This window comes from Martinezella hainanensis (assembly GCF_900094555.1).
In the GTDB taxonomy this organism is placed as follows: Bacteria; Pseudomonadota; Alphaproteobacteria; order Rhizobiales; family Rhizobiaceae; genus Rhizobium; species Rhizobium hainanense.
In genome coordinates, this window is the sequence record NZ_FMAC01000014.1 from 1 (window position 1) to 18,718 (window position 18,718).

Annotated in this window: 18 protein-coding genes; 12 read left to right on the forward strand and 6 right to left on the reverse strand. The window is 61.9% G+C overall.

What is annotated here, in order from left to right; all coding sequences use genetic code 11:
• The 10 genes from GA0061100_RS29160 to GA0061100_RS29205 all read left to right on the forward strand — a co-directional run.
• The coding region (locus GA0061100_RS29160) for a formyltetrahydrofolate deformylase (protein WP_143525571.1) at positions 1-444 on the forward strand (444 nt) is incomplete at its 5' end.
• A 98-nt stretch (positions 445-542) separates the two neighbouring features.
• A complete protein-coding gene (locus tag GA0061100_RS29165; RefSeq protein ID WP_075856356.1) occupies positions 543-1,094 on the forward strand; it encodes a hypothetical protein in 552 nt (183 codons plus the stop codon).
• A gap of 135 nt (positions 1,095-1,229) precedes the next feature.
• Positions 1,230-4,157, forward strand: a complete 2,928-nt coding sequence (locus GA0061100_RS29170; protein WP_075856357.1) for an aminotransferase — start codon at positions 1,230-1,232, stop codon at positions 4,155-4,157.
• 504 nt (positions 4,158-4,661) lie between these two features.
• On the forward strand, positions 4,662-4,856 hold the full coding sequence (locus GA0061100_RS29175; protein ID WP_034489296.1) for a hypothetical protein: 195 nt from the start codon (positions 4,662-4,664) through the stop codon (positions 4,854-4,856).
• Between the two features lie 310 nt (positions 4,857-5,166).
• Positions 5,167-6,165, forward strand: coding sequence for a P1 family peptidase (locus GA0061100_RS29180; protein WP_075856358.1), 999 nt, complete (start codon positions 5,167-5,169; stop codon positions 6,163-6,165).
• 15 nt (positions 6,166-6,180) lie between these two features.
• Complete coding sequence (locus GA0061100_RS29185) at positions 6,181-7,098, forward strand: LysR family transcriptional regulator (protein ID WP_075856359.1); 918 nt, start codon at positions 6,181-6,183, stop codon at positions 7,096-7,098.
• 157 nt (positions 7,099-7,255) lie between these two features.
• Positions 7,256-8,785 carry an ABC transporter substrate-binding protein gene (locus GA0061100_RS29190; RefSeq protein ID WP_075856360.1) on the forward strand — a complete coding sequence of 510 codons (1,530 nt, stop codon included), beginning with the start codon at positions 7,256-7,258 and terminating at the stop codon, positions 8,783-8,785.
• Between the two features lie 90 nt (positions 8,786-8,875).
• Positions 8,876-9,829, forward strand: coding sequence for an ABC transporter permease (locus GA0061100_RS29195; RefSeq protein ID WP_075856477.1), 954 nt, complete (start codon positions 8,876-8,878; stop codon positions 9,827-9,829).
• Positions 9,826-10,692, forward strand: a complete 867-nt coding sequence (locus GA0061100_RS29200) for an ABC transporter permease (protein WP_075856361.1) — start codon at positions 9,826-9,828, stop codon at positions 10,690-10,692. The genes GA0061100_RS29195 and GA0061100_RS29200 overlap by 4 nt, the downstream gene beginning before the upstream one ends.
• A gap of 23 nt (positions 10,693-10,715) precedes the next feature.
• Positions 10,716-12,107 (forward strand): amidase, encoded by a 1,392-nt coding sequence (locus GA0061100_RS29205; RefSeq protein WP_075856362.1) that lies wholly within the window; start codon positions 10,716-10,718, stop codon positions 12,105-12,107.
• A gap of 21 nt (positions 12,108-12,128) precedes the next feature.
• Here the strand turns inward: GA0061100_RS29205 and GA0061100_RS29210 are convergent, their stop codons facing one another.
• The gene (locus tag GA0061100_RS29210; protein WP_075856363.1) at positions 12,129-12,608 is read right to left on the reverse strand and encodes an Lrp/AsnC family transcriptional regulator; all 480 of its coding nucleotides are present in this window, start codon (positions 12,606-12,608) and stop codon (positions 12,129-12,131) included.
• Positions 12,609-12,732: 124 nt separating this feature from the next.
• Here GA0061100_RS29210 and GA0061100_RS29215 point away from each other — a divergent pair, with 124 nt between their 5' ends.
• Positions 12,733-13,659 carry a DMT family transporter gene (locus GA0061100_RS29215; protein ID WP_083961473.1) on the forward strand — a complete coding sequence of 309 codons (927 nt, stop codon included), beginning with the start codon at positions 12,733-12,735 and terminating at the stop codon, positions 13,657-13,659.
• Positions 13,660-13,688: 29 nt separating this feature from the next.
• Here GA0061100_RS29215 and GA0061100_RS29220 read toward each other — a convergent pair whose 3' ends face one another.
• From GA0061100_RS29220 to GA0061100_RS29235, 4 genes are all read right to left on the reverse strand, one after another.
• Complete coding sequence (locus GA0061100_RS29220; RefSeq protein ID WP_075856364.1) at positions 13,689-13,928, reverse strand: hypothetical protein; 240 nt, start codon at positions 13,926-13,928, stop codon at positions 13,689-13,691.
• 74 nt (positions 13,929-14,002) lie between these two features.
• Positions 14,003-14,857, reverse strand: a complete 855-nt coding sequence (locus tag GA0061100_RS29225; protein ID WP_075856365.1) for a C40 family peptidase — start codon at positions 14,855-14,857, stop codon at positions 14,003-14,005.
• 16 nt (positions 14,858-14,873) lie between these two features.
• A complete protein-coding gene (locus GA0061100_RS29230) occupies positions 14,874-15,218 on the reverse strand; it encodes a MarR family transcriptional regulator (RefSeq protein ID WP_075856366.1) in 345 nt (114 codons plus the stop codon).
• Between the two features lie 306 nt (positions 15,219-15,524).
• Positions 15,525-16,916 carry a leucyl aminopeptidase family protein gene (locus GA0061100_RS29235; protein WP_075856367.1) on the reverse strand — a complete coding sequence of 464 codons (1,392 nt, stop codon included), beginning with the start codon at positions 16,914-16,916 and terminating at the stop codon, positions 15,525-15,527.
• 167 nt (positions 16,917-17,083) lie between these two features.
• Between GA0061100_RS29235 and GA0061100_RS29240 the strand changes: the two genes are divergently transcribed.
• Positions 17,084-17,914 (forward strand): tetratricopeptide repeat protein, encoded by an 831-nt coding sequence (locus tag GA0061100_RS29240; RefSeq protein ID WP_075856368.1) that lies wholly within the window; start codon positions 17,084-17,086, stop codon positions 17,912-17,914.
• 93 nt (positions 17,915-18,007) lie between these two features.
• Here GA0061100_RS29240 and GA0061100_RS29245 read toward each other — a convergent pair whose 3' ends face one another.
• Positions 18,008-18,652 carry a LysE family translocator gene (locus GA0061100_RS29245; protein ID WP_075856369.1) on the reverse strand — a complete coding sequence of 215 codons (645 nt, stop codon included), beginning with the start codon at positions 18,650-18,652 and terminating at the stop codon, positions 18,008-18,010.
• Between the last annotated feature and the right edge of the window lie 66 nt (positions 18,653-18,718).

An 18,718-nucleotide genomic window follows, 5' to 3' on the forward strand; every position in this document is an offset into this window, starting at 1 on the left:
CAGGCCGAAGCCCAGCTTTTGGAGCTGGTCGAACAGACCGGCACCGAGCTGATCGTGCTCGCCCGCTACATGCAGGTGCTGTCGGATGCGCTGTGCCGGAAGATGTCGGGGCGTATCATCAACATCCACCATTCCTTCCTGCCGTCCTTCAAGGGGGCGAACCCCTACAAGCAGGCCTATGAGCGCGGCGTGAAGCTGATCGGGGCGACGGCGCATTACGTGACGGCCGATCTCGACGAAGGTCCGATCATCGAACAGGACACGGCGCGCATCACGCATGCGCAGTCGGCCGAGGACTATGTCTCGATCGGCCGCGATGTGGAGAGCCAGGTGCTCGCCCGCGCCATCCATGCCCATATCCACTTCCGCACCTTCCTCAACGGCAACCGCACCGTCGTCTTCCCGGCTAGCCCCGGTTCCTATGCCTCCGAGCGCATGGGGTGAGGCACCGAAGCTCGATTTCGGCCGGCTCCCTTCCCTTTTCGCTCCGCAGCGCGATTTGATATCACGGTATCGAATCGCCCGGAGATCAAGGAGAGGACATGTCATTCCATCGTCAGGGAGCGCTGTTGCTGACGGCGCTCCTGTTATCTGCGTCGGCATCCCACGCCGAAACGGCAGAACAGGACCCCTCCAAGATCGATCTTGCAAAGCTGATCGAATGCACGACCTATGACGTGCCGAGCTACAATAATTTCGCCATGTGGCTGACCGGGCCGGAAAGTGCTGTGGCCATGAAGCAGCTCAGCATCAGCGAGCTGCCATCGGACAATCCCTTCCTGCGCGAATTCCAGCTTTCGACGCCCATGACCGTTTTCGGACGGCAGACGAACAGGATTGTCTTTGCCTCAACCGGGCCGCTTGCCGTATTCGACGAGACAGACCCGCATTCACTCGCCAAACAGCTTGGCGTGACAGCTTCGGTCGACCAGCCGAACAAGTTTCTCGGCGAGAAGGTCATCCTGTCACGCAAGGACCAGCGGGAAAACTCAGACACCGTGCTGGAGACGCGCATCTCGCTCAACGTCTCCACCGTCGACACTCATCCAGGCAAGACGCTGGCCGGTTGCAGCTATTCCATCGAGGTTGAATAGGCCGTTATGCCTAGCCGGCCGCATTCTGCGGCCTATCTTCCCCCTCGCCGCTCGACTACCCTATCTGTTTTGGGTAATTTTCTTTAGGATGGAATGGTTTAGTGTCGATGCGAATGAACCATCCGGGGGGATGCCATGGCCGACGCCACGCTCGTGAACCGTATGCAACTGCCGAGACCGGACGTGACACCGGAGGAGGCAGCCGAAATCCTGCAGACGCATTACGGTCTGAGCGGGACGCTGACCGAACTGGGCAGCCAGCAGGATCGCAACTATCGCATCGATGCCGGCGACAACGCCTATGTACTGAAGATCTGCCGGCCCGAATACGAGCTGGTCGAGCTGGAAGCGCAGAATGCCGCCATCCGCCATCTGCATGCCAAGCTGGATGCGCCGCGCGTGCCTGACGTCGTGCCCTCCCTGAATGGCCGCGATATTCTCGCCGTCACCGTCCGCGAACAGGATTATCTCATCCGGCTGCTTGGCTTTCTCCCCGGTCAAACGCTGACGCGACGCAAGCATCTGCCGCCGGCCGCAGTTGCCGGGCTCGGCGCGCTTTCCGCCAGGCTTGCCCGCGATCTTGCCGATTTCGATCATCCCGGCCTTCACCGCAGCCTGCAATGGGATTTGCGCCGGGCGGGGCCGGTCGCCGTGCAGCTGCTGTCGGCCATAACAGACCATGAAGCGCGCGACCGCATCGCCAAGGCGATGGTCGCCGCCGTCAAGCGCATCCAGCCGCTTGCGAGCCAATTGCGCGTGCAGCCGGTGCATCACGACGTTACCGACGACAATGTCGTCAGCCATCCCGATACGCATGGGCAGCTCGTGCCGGATGGCGTCATCGACTTCGGCGATATCATCCAGGGTTGGCTGGTGGGCGATCTCGCCGTCACCTGCGCGTCGCTGTTGCATCACGCAGGCGGCAACCCCTTCCATATTCTTCCCGCGATCAGTGCTTATCATGCGATCTATCCGCTGGAGGAAGTCGAAGCCAAGGCGCTATGGCCGCTGATCGTCGCGCGCGCCGTCATTCTTGCCGCCAGCACCGAGCAGCAGCTCGCGATCGATCCCGACAATGATTATGTGCGCGGCAATCTCGATTTCGAACGAGAAATCTTCGATGTCGCAACCGAGGCACAACCGGATGTCATGGAAGCGGCGATCCTGCGGACGATCGGCTTCGACGTCGCCCCGGTCGCAACCGACGGATGGTCGCCGCTGCTGCCCGACATCGATCCCTCGCAGATCGCCGCCATCGATCTTACCGTGACCGGGCATGATTTCATCGACGGCAACTGGCAAAAGCCGGATATGGACTGGCGACTGCTTGCCCAGACGGCGATAGCCTCCGGGGCTGCAGCAACCCGCTACGGCGAATTCCGCCTCTCGCTCGCCACGCCGCTCAATATGGCTCCGCCGCAGAATTTTGCCCTGCATTGCGATGTCTGCCTGCCGGCTGGTGCCACGGTTGTGGCCCCCTTCCCCGGCCTGCTGCAACGGCAGGGGCAGCACTTCGTACTGGTTGGCGAGGACATGAGCCTGCATCTCGACGGTGTCGAAAGTGCTCTCGAGGATGGAGCGGCCATCGAGCAAGGCGCGACGATCGGGACGATCGGCAGCGAGGGCTCGGCGATTGGAGGATTGCGCGTGCAGCTTTGCCGCGTGCCCAATCTCGTGCCACCGCTTTTTGCAACGGCGGATCAGGCCGAAGGCTGGTCGGCCATTTCCCCTTCGCCTGTCGCTCTCCTGAACCCGGCATGCGAAGCGCCGCGACCGGATGCGTCCGCGCTGCTTTCCCTACGCAATGCCCGCTTCGCCAAGCCGCAGAAGCATTATTACGATACCCCGCCGCAGATCGAACGCGGCTGGCGCGAGTTCCTGTTCGACATGCAGGGGCGCTGCTACCTGGACATGGTCAACAATGTCACGACGCTTGGGCACGCCCATCCGCGACTGACGGCGGCGATCGCCCAGCAATGGTCGCGGCTCAACACCAACTCACGCTTCCATTATGCTGCCGTTGCCGAATTCTCCGAACGGTTGGCGATGCTGGCGCCTGATGGACTCGACAGCGTCTTCCTCGTCAATAGCGGCTCGGAAGCCAATGATCTGGCGATCCGCCTTGCCTGGGCGCATACGGCCAAGAGGAACATGCTCTGCCTGCTCGAGGCCTATCACGGCTGGACTGTCGCAAGCGATGCCGTCTCCACCTCGATTGCCGATAATCCGCAGGCGCTGACGACGCGACCGGACTGGGTCCATCCCGTCCTCTCTCCCAATACCTATCGCGGCCCGTTCCGCGGTCCGGATTCAGGGATCGACTATCTCAACGACGTCACGGCCAAATTGCAGACGATCGACGAAAGGGGCCTCGGCCTTGCCGGCTTCATCGCCGAGCCGGTCTATGGCAATGCCGGCGGTATCGCGCTGCCACATGGTTATCTCGCCGGCGTCTACGATGCGGTGCGCCAGCGCGGCGGCCTTTGCATCGCCGACGAAGTGCAGGTCGGCTATGGCCGTCTCGGCGAACACTTCTGGGGCTTTGAGAGCCAGGGCGTCGTTCCCGATATCATCACCATCGCCAAGGGCATGGGCAACGGCCACCCCCTCGGCGCCGTCATCACCCGCCGCGAGATTGCCGAATCGCTGGAAAAGGAAGGGTATTTCTTTTCTTCCGCCGGCGGCAGCCCGGTCAGCTGCGTCGTCGGTCTCACCGTCCTCGATGTCATCAAGGACGAGAACCTGCAGGAAAACGCCCATGTCGTCGGCGATCAGCTGAAGGCGGGATTGATCGCGCTGATGGATCGCTTCCCGTTGATCGGCGCCGTGCACGGCACGGGGCTTTATCTCGGCGTGGAATTTGTCCGCGACCGCGAAAGCCTGACGCCGGCCACCGAGGAGACGGCCGCGATTTGCGAACGCCTGCTCGATCTCGGGGTCATCATGCAGCCGACCGGCGATCACCTGAATGTGTTGAAGATCAAGCCGCCGCTGTGCCTTGCGCCCGAAAGCGCCGATTTCTTCGTGAAAGCCCTGGAAACGGCGCTTGCGGATGGATTTTGACGTTCTCGCCGCGCCGTTAACCATTGAGGTGTTTTAGCGGCGGGTGAATTTTAATGCCGCCGAGGCATTGTCGAATCTCCTGGCAATTCCTATCTGTTGGTCGATGATCGGCGAGCCGTTCCGACTAGGGACATCGCGCGGAAGAACACCAAGTCCTTCTTCGCCGTTAGCCAGATACGGAATTTTATTTTACCGATCGTCGACATTTTGACATCTTTCGGAATATGTTTCTGGAGATGAAATTGTTATTGTCTACTAATATAATAGACAATAGCACATCGTTCGCAGAGCCCTTTTGGGGCCTACAAGTACAACACCAACTAGGGACGTGACATGCTGAATTTTAAAGCCATCGCTTCGATCCTTGGGTGGTCCGTGCTTGGCCATGACCGTTCGGGCGCGCTCTCCCGCCCGTGCTGTCGAATGTGACGTTCGTCCTCCCTACCGGAATCAAACAGTCAATTCGCCATGTCTGCGCCGTGCGTGCGCAGAGGGAGTCTATTTATGAAGAAGCAAGTTATCGAATACGCCGGCGTTCCCGTCGGCATCGTCGTTCCTGACCAGGACCGGCTCAAGTTCATCGCTGTAAAATACCATGTCCATGACCTGGACGAGCAGCATTTCAGAAACGCGGACGAAGTAAGACTTGCGATCCGCGACCTTCTCTCCCGCCAGCAGGCCAAGCCGATCCATGTTTGATGGATCGGCTCGCCTCTACTCTTGCACCACAAAATCACCCGCCCTCGCCCTTCGACAAGCTCAGGGTGAGGGCTAGTCTTTCTCACCTCGATTATTGGCGAGTGATTTCCGCCTCGTTTTTCAGAATCGAACTGCATTGCATTCGAACGGGAGCCTTTCCGCCCTCATGGTGAGGTGCGCAGGCTGAAAGCCGGAGCCTCGAACCATAGAGGATCGGCCCCAAAGCGTATAAACTCGCCTTGTCTTTTCCCCCTCTTTGCGATCCTATCGCCATGACGACCTCGCGTTGTAAACGGCGAAGGATTTTTCATTGGCTGACCTCCTTAATCTCCTGACCGATATCGAAGGCGTCGCCGTCGGTCATTCCACTGATCTTGCGCTCGGCTCAGGCGTCACAGCCATCGTCTTCGACGAGCCGGCGGTTGCCTCATGCACCGTTCTCGGCGGCGCACCCGGCGGGCGAGATACGGCATTGCTGGACCCGGCGATGACGGTCGGTACGGTGGATGGCCTCGTGCTTTCGGGCGGCTCGGCCTTCGGGCTTGATGCCGCGGGCGGCGTGCAGGCAGGCTTGAGGGAAATCGGCCGCGGCCTCAAGGTCGGCGATGCGCTGGTACCGATCGTGCCGCAAGCGATCCTGTTCGACCTCATCAATGGCGGCAACAAGGATTGGGGACTGCATTCGCCCTATCGCGATCTCGGCTATGACGCCTTCAAGGCCGCAAATAAAGGGGCGTTTTCGCTTGGAACCATCGGTGCCGGCACCGGCGCCACGACGGCAACGGTCAAGGGCGGGCTCGGCTCGGCCAGCGCCGTCAGCAGCCAGGGATACCGGATCGCCGCCATCGTCGCCGTCAATGCACTCGGTTCTGCCACCATCGGCGACGGCCCGCATTTCTGGTCCGCCCCTTTCGAGCAGAATGGCGAATTCGGTGGCCTCGGCATGCCGCAGGTGATTGATTCACGCCTGCGGCTGAAAGGTGCAGACATCACCGCCACGACCATCGGCGCTGTTGTCAGCGACGCCCAGCTCACCAAGGCGGAAGCACATCGCCTGTCCATCTGCGCTCACGACGGCTTTGCCCGCGCTCTGCTGCCGACGCATCTGCCGCTCGACGGCGATACCGTGTTTGCCGCCTCTACCGGCAAACACCCCCGCGACGATTTGCCTGGCTTCATGGAGCTCTGCCATCTCGCCACCATCGTCATGGCACGCGCGATCGCCCGCGGCGTCTACGAGGCGACGGCCCTTCAGGTCGAAGGCGGTCAGCCCGCGTGGCGGGATCGCTTCGCCAAGTCCGCCATCTAACCGGAGATCCCGCGCATGCAGATCCGCGCGCTGATCTATTTCAACGAGCTGGTGCGCACCAACTCGATGCGGCAGGCGGCCGAAAACCTGAACGTGGCGCCGACGGCGATCAGCCGCCAGATCGAGAACCTCGAATATCACTTCGGCACGCAGCTGGTCGAACGCAGCGCGCGCGGCGTCAAATTGACCGCTGCCGGCGAATTGCTAGCGGCACGTGCCGGCCGGACGCTGCGGGAGCTCGACCATATTCATCAGCTGATCGAAGACCTGAAAGGCCTGCAGCGCGGCACCGTCAGCATCTATGCCAACGGCGCGTCCGTCGCCAATATCCTTGCGCCGGCGCTTGCCGAATTCAGCCTGCGCTATCCGGGCCTGCGCTTCGAAGTGACCATCACCAGCGCGCGCGGCGCCATCGAAGCCGTCAACAATGCCGAAGCCGATATTGCGGTGACGCTGTTTGCCCCGCCGCTTTCCGGCACCAAGGTGAGGCTGCGCTCCGAGCTGATCTATGACGTGATCGCCGCTTCTTCGCATCCGCTTGCCGCCAATGGCGAGATCACCCTTGCGGCCCTCGCCGAACACGCGCTCGCCGTTCCCGATCGCTCCTTCGGCGCGCGGCAAGCCTTCGACCTCTTGTTCGAGCGCGAGGGGTTGAGGCTCGACCCGGTTTTCGAAACCGGCTCGCTGGAAATGCTGAAGGAACTGGTGCTGCGCGGCGCCGCGATCACAATGCTGCCGGCACTTACCGTTCAAAGAGAGATCGATGCGGGCCAGCTCGTCGCGCGCCCGATTGCTGGCAGCAAGGGTGTACGGACGCCGATCGACCTCTGCGTCGCGCCCGATCGCCAGCTATCCTTCGCCGCCGGCAAGCTGCTCGACTTCATCGAGCGTTTCATGCGCCAGCAACTTGGTGCCAAAGGGAGGCAGGATTGAACCGAGTGCGGTAAATCACGGGAATCAGTGTAGCGATTTCGGCTACACTGAGCACACATTTTCAGAATTGTGTGTGCGCATGTCAGATGACACTATCGTTGAAAAGACCGCGGGCCGGAGGAAAGCCGGACCAGCGGGCAAAAGCAAGGGAACCGAGATGACCAAGTTTTCACGCCGAATCCTCGGCGATGTCGCGCGTCGGCTTGCCTATGGTGCCGCAGTTTCTGCTGGTCTGCTGATGATGGGCCTGGCGCCGGCCGAAGCCGCCAAGACGACCCTCAATCTCGGCATGAGCGTCGAACCGACCGGCCTCGATCCGACGATCGCTGCCCCCGTCGCGATCGGCCAGGTGACCTGGCAGAACATCTTCGAGGGGCTGGTTGCGATCGACGAGAACGGCAAGATCGTGCCGCAGCTCGCCAAGAGCTGGGAAATTTCGCCCGATGGCCTGACCTATACGTTCAAGCTCGAGACCGGCGTGAAATTCCATGACGGCGAGGCCTTCGATTCCGCCGCCGCCAAGTTCACGCTCGATCGCGCTCGCGGCGCCGATTCTGTCAATCCGCAGAAGCGCTTCTTTGCAACGATCGCCTCGATCGACACGCCGGATGCGGAAACGCTGGTCCTACACCTTTCCTCGCCGACCGGCAGCCTGCTCTACTGGCTCGGCTGGCCAAGCTCCGTCATGGTCGGGCCGAAATCCTCGGCCAACGACAAGACGACGCCCATCGGCACCGGCCCGTTCAAATTCTCCTCCTGGACCAAGGGCGACCATGTCGACCTCGTGAAAAACCCCGACTATTGGAACAAGTCGGTCGACGTGAAGCTCGAGAAGGTGACTTTCCGCTTCATTTCCGACCCGCAGGCGGAAGCAGCGGCGCTGAAGGCCGGCGATGTCGACGCCTTTCCGGAATTTGCAGCACCTGAACTCATGAGTTCCTTTGAGGGCGATGCCAGGCTGACGACCAAGATCGGCAATACCGAGCTGAAGGTCGTGGCCGGCATGAACAACACGCGCAAACCCTTCGACGACAAGCGCGTGCGCCAGGCGCTGATGATGGCGCTCGACCGCAAGACGATCATCGAAGGCGCATGGTCCGGCCTCGGCACGGCGATCGGCAGCCATTACACGCCGAACGATCCCGGCTACAAGGACCTGACCGGCGCACTGCCCTACGATGCCGCCAAGGCCAAGGCTCTGCTCGCCGAAGCCGGCTATCCAAATGGTTTCACCTTCACCATCAAGACGCCGCAGATGGCATACGCCCCTCGAAGCGCGCAGGTAATGCAGGCGATGTTTGCCGATATCGGCGTGACGATGAATATCGAGCCGACGGAATTCCCGGCCAAATGGGTGCAGGACGTGTTCACCGGTCGCAACTACGACATGACCATCGTCGCCCATGCCGAGCCGATGGATATCGATATCTATTCGCGCGATCCCTATTACTTCAACTACAAGAACCCTGCCTTCAACGAGCTGATGAAGAAGATCCAGCTCACGTCCGATGTATCCGAACAGAACAAGCTTTATGGCGAGGCACAGAGTATTCTAGCCGAGGATGTGCCGTCGCTCTTCCTCTTTGTCATGCCGAAGCTCGGCGTCTGGGACAAGAAGCTTAGGGGTCTCTGGGAGAACGAGCCGATCCCCTCGAACGTGCTGACCAACGTCGCCTGGGAAGACTGATATCGTTTCTACGCGACGATGCCGACGGGCGGACCAGAGCCGCCCGTCGCTGGAGATCTCGATGCCGGCCTGCTCGGCCACGGACATGCTATGATCGTATTGCTCACTCGCCGGATTTTAGGACTGATCGTGACGCTGATCGCGGTCTCGCTGCTGGTCTTTGCCGTCATGGCACTGCTGCCGGGCGATCCGGCCGCGATCACGCTCGGGACATCGGCGACGCCGGAAACGCTGGCGGCACTTCGGCATGACATGGGTCTCGATCAGCCACTGATCGTCCGCTATGGGCAATGGCTTGCCGGTGCACTGACGGGTGATCTCGGCAAATCCTATACCTACGGCGTGCCGGTTGCCGGCCTGATTGCCGAGCGGCTTGCCGTCACACTGCCGCTTGCGGCCCTTGCCGTCCTGCTCTCCGTTCTCATTGCCGTACCGCTGGGTGTCGCAGCTGCCGCCAAGCGGGGCGGCTTCTTCGATATTCTCGCGACGCTATTCTCGCAGATGGGCATTGCCGTGCCGGGCTTCTGGGTCGGCCTGTTGCTGGTGCTTCTGTTTGCCACCTCGCTCGGCTGGATGCCGGCGGGCGGCTTTCCCGGTTGGGACAGCGGATGGTGGCCGGCCCTGAAATCGCTGGTGCTACCCGCCGTCGCCCTCGCACTGCCGCAGTCGGCGGTGTTGACCCGCGTGACGCGCTCGGCCGTACTCGACACGCTGCACGAGGATTTTGCCCGCACGGCGGTCGCCAAGGGCCTGTCGCGCAACCGCGTACTCTGGGGGCATGTGGTGCCGAATGCGCTGGTTCCGGTGCTGACCATTCTCGGTCTGCAATTCACCTTTCTGGTCGCCGGCGCCGTGCTGATCGAAAACGTCTTCACCCTGCCCGGGCTTGGCCGCCTCGCCTATCAGGCGCTCAGCCAGCGCGACGTGATCGTGCTTCAGGATGTCGTGCTGTTCTTTGCCGGCCTTGTCATCGTTGTGAACTTCCTGGTGGATCTATCCTATCTCGTCATCGATCCCCGGCTGCGGGCGGGAGGCGCACGATGAGCATTGCTGAAACCGGAGCTGCCACCCAGCCCTCCCGCCGTCGTTTTCGGGCATTGCGACGCGCGAACCTCATGATCGGCGCCCTTATCATCCTGGCTCTCGTCGCCGTCGCCGTCGTCTCACTGTTCTGGACGCCGGTGCCGCCGGCAAAGATGCAGATCACCCACAAGCTCGAACCACCTTTCGGCTTCGGGCTTCTCGGCACCGATCAGCTTGGCCATGACGTCATGTCGATGCTGATGGCAGGCTGCTGGAATTCGCTGTCGATCTCGGTGTCGGCTGTCGCGATCGGCGGGACGATCGGAACGATCATCGGTGTCTCCGCCGCTGCGCAACGCGGCCTGTTCGAGGCGCTCGTCATGCGCGCCTGCGACGTGATCTTCGCGCTGCCGCCGATCCTGTCTGCGATGATCCTCGGAGCGTTTCTCGGAACCGGACGCTCGACGGCCATCATCGCCATTGCCGTCTTCATGGTGCCGGTCTTTGCCCGCGTCGCACTCGGGTCCGCCTTGCAGGCATGGAGCCGGGATTATGTGCTGGCGGCGCGCGCCATCGGCAATACGCAGCTTTCCATCACGCTGCGCCATGTCCTGCCGAACATCATGGGCGGCATCATCGTCCAGGCGACGATCCAGCTCGGTCTTGCGATCCTGACCGAGGCCGGGCTTGCCTTCCTGGGCTTGAGTGTGCCGCCGCCGGCACCGACCTGGGGACGGATGCTGGCCGATGCGCAGACCTATTTCCACGTTGCGCCGTGGCTGGCCCTCCTCCCGGGGCTTGCCATCGCGCTTTCCGTGCTCGGCTTCAACCTGCTCGGCGACGGGCTGCGCGATCTCCTCGACCCCCGCGAGGCGGCGCGCTGATTGAGACATAAAGAGTATAGATCATGACCGAATCTACCGATCTTTCCATCCGAGACCTCCGGCGCAAGTTTGCCGACAAGAGCCTGTCTCCGAGCGAATACTGGCTGGCGCTCGAGACGCATATCGAGGCATGGGAGCCGACAATCGCTGCTCTCTACGCCTATGATCCCGAGGATGCGCGCAGGCAGGCGGCTGCCTCCACGGAGCGCTGGGCGAAGGGTGTGCCGCTTGGGACCCTGGACGGCATTCCGGTGACGCTGAAGGAGCTGATCGCCACCAAGGGCCAGCCGGTGCCGCTCGGCACGGCGGCCGTCGAGCTTGTTCCCGCTGCCGAGGACGCGCCGATCGCCGCCCGCATGCGCGAGGACGGCGCGGTGATTTTCGCGAAAACCACCTGCCCCGATTACGGCATGCTGTCATCGGGCCTTTCCAGCTTTCACAAGCTCAGCCGCAACCCTTGGGACCCGAGCCAGAACCCGGGCGGCTCCAGCGCCGGTGCGTCCGCCGCCGCAGCAGCCGGCTACGGGCCGCTGCATATCGGTACCGATATCGGCGGCTCAATACGCCTGCCGGCGGGATGGACCGGCATTTTCGGCTTCAAGCCGAGCAATGGCCGCATTCCGATCGATCCCTACTATCTCGGGCGCTGCGCCGGACCGATGACCCGCACGGTCGAGGATGCCGCCTTCTCCATGGCGACGCTCTCGCGGCCCGACTGGCGCGACTGCACCAGCCTCGCGCCTGATAACATCGACTGGATGGATCTCGATATCGACGTCCGGGGCATGAAGATCGGTTTGATGCTGGATGCCGGCTGCGGCCTGCCTGTCGAGGACGAGATACGCGATGCGGTCGTTGCCGCCGCCAAACGCTTCGAAGAAGCAGGCGCCGTCATTGTCGACGTCGCGCCGGTGCTGAACAGGCAGATGCTTGACGGACTTGATGCCTTCTGGCGCGCCCGCTTTTGGGGCGACATGACAGCATTGAGCGAGGAACGCCGCAACAGCATCCTGCCCTATATCTATAGCTGGGCGAAGGGCGGCGCCGATATCAGCGGCGTTAATGCCGTTCGCGGCTTCAACCAGACCTACGAGATGCGCAAGAGCTGCGGCAAGCTCTTCTCAGACGTAGACGCCGTGCTTTCGCCGAGCAATCCGATCGTTTCCTATCCCGCCGAATGGGCTTCGCCCACCAACGACCCGGCGCGGCCTTTCGAACACATCGCCTTCACCGTTCCGTGGAACATGTCGGAACAGCCGGCTGCGTCGATCAATTGCGGCTTCTCCCGCTCCGGCATGCCGATCGGCATGCAGATCGTCGGCCCGCGCTTCGGCGACATGCTGGTGCTTCGCCTCTCCAAGGCCTTCGAGGATTGGAGCGGCGGCGTGACGAACTGGCCGAAGCAACCGGGGTGATAGCTCACATCCCGTTTTGAGCTAGTCCAGGGACAATGGCACGGACAGTCCGATCTTCACCCGATCCATGGTGACGAGCGACTTGAATTTCGTGACATTCGGATTGTCGTAGAAGAGACGTTGGGCGACCGCCTCATAGGCCGACATGCTGGGCACGACGATGACGAGCACGAAGTCGGCCTCGCCGGTAACCCCGTAGCACTGCTGGACCTCTGGCGCTTCCAGGAAGCTGCGCTTGATGCCGTTGATCAGGTCGTAGCGTTCGTTTGCGATATGCACCTCAACAACGATGGTGATGGACAGGCCCACCGCTGCCGGATCGACAACCGCGATATTGGCCTGGATGACGCCGCTCGTCTGCATGCGCTTGATGCGCCGCTGCACGGCGGGGGCCGACAGATTGACCCGTTCGCCGATCTCACGTTGCGGAACGGTACTGTCCTTTTGAAGAATCTCGAGAATCGCCAGGTCGAACTCATCGAGATCGGCGGATTTGCGCATTTCAATACATCCTTACCGCAAAGAAGAAACAAAATTGCATGAAACTTGTCGCAATGGAGCCAAATCCTCTTTCCCTATGTACTAGCTTTGCGCCACAAATCACCTGACTTGCAAAGGCACGAGAATGTCACAGCCGGACACCGAATACGATATGCGCAGCCCGAGCCTCGAAGAAGGCGCCGATGCGAAGGGCTTTCTTCTTGGCGTGGTGGCGATGCTTCTGGCCGCACTGGCCATGAGCATTTCGCCGAGCCTCGTGCGTCTTGCCGACGTTGGGCCTTTCGCCAGCGCCTTCTGGCGTGTCTTTCTGGCGCTGCCGATCCTTTGGGTATGGATGCGATATGGCGAGGCGGCGGAGCCCAGGGCGCCCCGTGCCAGCTTTACACTGCCAACGATCCTCGCCGGGCTGGCCTTTACGGGCGATCTGTTCTTCTGGCATCTCTCGATCATGCGGACGACGATCGCCAATGCCACCTTCTTTGCGACGATGGCGCCGCTATGGGTCGTGATCTTCGGCTGGCTTTTGCTGAGGCAGAGGGTCGGTCGCACCACGCTTCTCGGGCTTCTCGTCTGCCTCGCGGGCGGCACGGCGCTGGTGGTGCAGAGCCTGGCGTTCAATCCGGATCGCGCCGTCGGCGATGCTCTCGCCATCATCACCGGCGCCTTCTTCGGCCTTTACTTCTTGGCGGTCGGTGCTGCACGTCCCGGAACGAATGCTGCGCGCGTCACCTTTGAATTGAGCGTCATCACCGCGACGATCCTGTTCCTCGTCGCCTTCTTTTTCGAACCGCGGATATTGCCGCAATCGATCTCGGGATGGTGCGTGCTTCTGGCGCTCGGCCTCATCAGCCACGCCGGCGGACAAGGTCTGCTTTCGATCGCGCTCGGACGACTGCCGACCGTTTTCTCCTCGCTCGTCATTTTTCTGGAATCGATCGCTGCCGCCCTTTTCGCCTGGTTCCTGTTCGGCGAAAACGTCACGTTGCTGCAGGCCCTCGGCGGGATCGTCATCGTCGCCGGCATCTGGATCGCGCGGCCACGCACGCCTTGAGGCGCGGACGTGAAGAAAATCGGGGGGTGCTACAAGGTGGCGGCACCCTTTTCGTGCATGTCGGCGCCGAGATCATGCAGCGCCTTTTCAATCACGCGCAAATCATCCTGAAGTCCGTCATCGGCGCTCATCGAGCTTTCGCTGCCGGCACGCTGGATAGCGCGAGCCTCGCTACGCAGCTCGCGCAGCCTTTCGATCTTGCCGCTTTTGCGCAGGTGATTGTCGAACAGAATGTCCTGAACCGTCTTTTCCATGGCCGTAATGGGCATGAGTTTCCTCCTCTCGGTAGGATATCTCGATCAGAGAGATAACGAGCGGGCGAAAAGACGGTTCCGGTGCGCAATCAGCCGATGAAACGGCGGTAGCCCGTCGGCCGTTCATAGAGCCAGCCGATGCGTTCGATAGCGGCGGCGAAATTCTCGCGAGCGACCGTCATCGTGTGGCCGTTGGCGTGAACAATGGTTTCCGGATCTTCCATGATCGCGACATGCCCCTTCCAGAAGACGAAATCGCCGCGCTTCAACTCCTCGCGGTCGATCGGCCGGCCGAGGCCGGCGGCCTGCATGTCGGTGTCGCGCGGCGCGGCGCGGCCCGTCATTGACAGCGCAAGCTGTACGAGGCCGGAGCAATCGATGCCGAGGCCGGAGCGGCCGCCCCACAGATAGGGTGTCTCCAGGAAGCGCAAGGCGACATCGACAAAGTCGCCGCCCCGATTGTCGCCGATCGGCTGGACGTGCTTGGCGAAGATCGCCGTGCCATCTTCGAGCACGACGTAATGATTGCCGCGCGCCTCAGCCGTGCCGGTCACATGCACGAGGCTGCCCATGGAGAGGACTGCGGCATGCGGCTTGCGCAACTCCGGCTCCGGATAGAGGAAGGTACGCTGCGGGATGACGACGTGGGTCGGCGCGGCTGCGCCTTCCTTGATTGCCGTCTCCGGGAGATAGCCGACATAACCGTCGGCTAGAGCCTTGACCCAGCACCAGCCGTCGCGGCGCTCGAACACCGTCACCTCTTCGCCCATCAGCAGCTCGGTATCGATGCCCGAGGCAAGACCCGGCTTCGGCCGAAGCGCGATGACCGGTACCGTGACGCGTGCACTGCTGCCCTCGACGAAGCGCTCGGCCTCGACTTTGCCCTTGAGGGAAGCTTCGGCGAGATCCGGCCTGAAAGCATTGAGACGGCGGTCGAGCGTCATGACGAAATTCCTGAGGTTACAATTTGCGGCCGTGCTCGATGACGAGATCACCGAGTTTTTCAAGATAGAGCGCGCCGGTGACCGTTCGCTTAATGATGACGTTGCGGCGATCGCGCTCATCGCGGACACGATCGACCAATCCCATCACACCCATGGTGTCAAGCGCCCTTGTTATGACCGGCTTGGTGACGCCAAGGGTCGCGGCCAGACCGCGGACGGTATGGGGTGGCGGCACGAGATAGATCTGCAGCAGGATCGCCGTCTGCCGCAGCGTCAAATCATGATCCTCGCGGCGCACCTGAGCGAGCGTCACGCCATGCCAGAGGCCTAGAGCCTGCGAGGCGGTGAGTTCAAGCGACAAGGGCAACCCCGAGATTCGTTACGCTGCCGTTCCAGTCTCGATCAAGATCATGGCGGTTTCAAGGGGAATTCATTGACCCCTTCTCCCCGCAATGCGGGGAGAAGGTGGGACCGAGACATTGAGCGAAGCGAAAGGTGGAGGGCTCGGATGAGGGGGGTTCGCTGGACTGCCGGCGCGAAGAGCATAGCCATCCTCTCGGTCCGGTTATTGTCGCTGGTCAGGTCAGCCCGACTTTGTTGCGCTTACGTGCCTGGCCCCTCACCCTAACCCTCTCCTCGCAACGCGGGGAGAGGGAATAACAATGACCTACCGCACGCTCTGCCTGATATGGTGATACAGCGCCCGGATCGCCTGCGCCTCGCCGCCGCCGGGGGAATGCGGCCGTTCGCTCGGCGCCCATCCGAAAATGTCGAAATGCACCCAGCTCGGTGTCTTCGTCACGAAGCGCTTGAGGAACAGGGCGGCCGTGATGGAGCCCGCCATGCCGCCGGCAGGCGCATTGGTGATATCGGCGAATTTGGTGCGGATATCCCTGTCGTAGCCCATATAAAGCGGCATCCGCCATAGCGGGTCATCCGTCTCCAGGCTTGCTTCCGTCAAATCACTGGCAAGCTCCGCATCGTCGGTGAAGAAGGGCGGCAGGTCGGGGCCGAGCGCGACGCGGGCAGCGCCCGTCAGTGTCGCCATGTCGATCATCAGATCCGGCGCATCCTCGTCGGCATAGGCGAGCGCGTCGGCAAGGATCAGCCGTCCCTCGGCATCGGTATTGTCGATCTGCACCGTCAGGCCCTTGCGGCTTTTATAGATATCGCCGGGACGGAAGGCATTGGCCGAGATCGAGTTCTCGACAACTGGAATGATGACGCGGAGGTCGACCTTCAGCTTGGCGTCCATGATCATCAGCGCCAGGCCCATGACGTTGGCCGCACCCCCCATGTCCTTCTTCATCAGCAGCATCGAGGATGCCGGCTTGATATCGAGACCGCCAGTGTCGAAGCAGACGCCCTTGCCGACCAGGGTGATGCGGCGATGGCCCTTCTTGCCCCAGCGCAGTTCCAGCAGGCGCGGCGCATCGGCGCTCGCACGTCCCACAGTATGCACGAGCGGGAAATTTTCCTTCAGCAGATCGTCGCCGATGATGACGGACATTTCCGCCTTGTAGTGCTCGGCAAGCGCTCGGAAGGCGGCTTCGAGCTGCTCCGGCCCCATGTCGTTGGTCGGGGTATTGATGAGATCGCGCGCCAGGAAGACGCCGGCGAGCTGGCGCTTGATATCGGCGGCATCGGCATCACGCGGGATCATCAGCGTCGGCGCCGCTGCTTTCTCCGATTTGTAACGATCGAAGCGGTAGCTGCCGAGACCGAAGCCAAGCGAGAGCCGGTTTGCCGTCAACGGCGCCGTCTCGATATGCCAGTCGCCGGCCGGCAGGCTGCGCGCCAGCTTGCCCGTGAGGAAGGGCTGCTCGGACGGATTGGAGCCGAGGCCGAACAAGGCTCCACCTAGATGCCCTTCGGAGGTCGGGATCAACAGCAACGATCCGCTTTCGGCCTTATAACCGGCCTTGCGAGCCCAATCGAGCGCGATGGGATCGATGGTGCCGGTCTCGATATGCGCCGGGGTAACGGCAAAGATCGGCAGGGTCGCGCCACCCTTCGAATTGAAAGGCGTCGCGCGCTCGATGAATTGATAGGGGGCCATGACTATCCTTTGACGATGACTTCAGGGAATCGGGGACTTCAGGGAATCGAGAGTTAACCGTCTGTTAGGGTTAACAGATTATTGCTGGAGCGAACATTGCGTCGAACCTTTCCCTGTTCCGATTCTAGGCCGGGCGCAAGACTACAAGGAATTCAGGGATCAGCGACATGCCCGCCGTCTCAACCACATCTCCGTTCAGAACCTTCCTTTTCCGGGGAGCTTCGGCCGCGCTTCTGGCGCTTGCGCTCGCAAGCTGCTCGACGACCGGAAAAGACCGGATGACGACGGGCTCGATTCCGAAGACATCGCAATCTCTCGATACGATGAACAGCACTGCTCTGGCGCAGGCAACCGCGACGTATGGCAAAGCCTATGACGCCAATCCCAAGGATCGCGATGCCGGCGTCAACTACGCCAACGCGCTGCGCATGAGCGGCCGCAACGACCAGGCGCTTGCCGTCATGCAGCAGGTGGCAATCGCCAATCCGAGCGATCGCGGCGTGCTTGCGGCCTATGGCAAGGCGCAGGCGTCAGCAGGGCAGCTCGACGAAGCGCTCTCGACCATCGACCGCGCACAGCTGCCGGACCGACCAGACTGGCGGCTGGTTTCGGCGCAGGGCGCCATCCTCGATCAGCTCGGACGCTCCACCGATGCTCGGGCCAAATATCGCGATGCCCTTGTGCTGGCCCCGAACGAGCCGACGATCCTTTCCAATCTCGGCATGTCCTATGTGCTGACCGGCGATCTCAAGAATGCGGAAAACTATCTCCGCACCGCCGTGTCCCAACCGGGTGCCGATAGCCGCGTGCGCCAGAATCTGGCGCTCGTCGTCGGCCTGCAGGGCCGCTTTGCGGAAGCTGAACAAATCGCCCGCCAGGAACTGACGCCGCAACAGGCCAATGCCAATGTCGCCTATCTGCGCGGCATGCTGGCACAGCAGAATTCCTGGCAGAAGCTTGCCGCCAGCGGCGACACCAGGAAAATAGCCCAGCAATAGAGCAGGAGAGCCGTAACGGCTTTCCCGCGCAGCTTTCGAAAACGGAAATCATCCGCCAATCGGTTCAGGCAAACGCCCGGCAACCGCAGGCGTTTAGCGCCAGATGTGGCGCGGCAGCCCCTCTACGACAAGCCGCGCGCCGAGCGCGCCCATCACAACACCGGCCACCCGATCTATCCATAACTTCGCACCGAGATAGATTGCGCGCGGCCGGTTCGAAGAAAAGGCCATCGTTACCACCGTGTACCAGCCCACTTCGACCAGGAAGACCGCGGGCGGAACCGTAAACAGCAGCCATGGGGCCGGGGCCGCCGGCAGAAGTGCGGCAAAGATACTGCCGTAGAAAATGGCCGTCTTCGGATTGCTGAGCTGCGTGCCGAGCGCAAAGAGAAAATTACGCATCACACCGCCTGCAGCCGGCGTCGCAGGCGTATCGATGGGAAGATCGTCTGCGGCGCCGCGCCAGATGCGGATGCCGATATAGATCAGATAGAGACCACCGGCGACTTTCAGCGCCAGATACAGCCATTCGACTTTCATCAGCAATGCGCTCAAGCCGAACAGGGCCAAGGTCGCGAAAATGACGCTGCCCGTTCCCATGCCGAAGGCCGCGGCAAGGCCTGCCTTGCGCGAGCGGGAAACTGCGATGCGCGAAACGAGCACGAAGCTCGGGCCGGGGCTCACCGCCCCGATGAAGACTGCTGCGATGACGCTGAAAAATATTGCCAAGGATGACATGCGAGACCTCCCAAGATAGTCGACACGAACGCCCGGCGCCTTTCGAAAACGATGCGCCTGACGCCA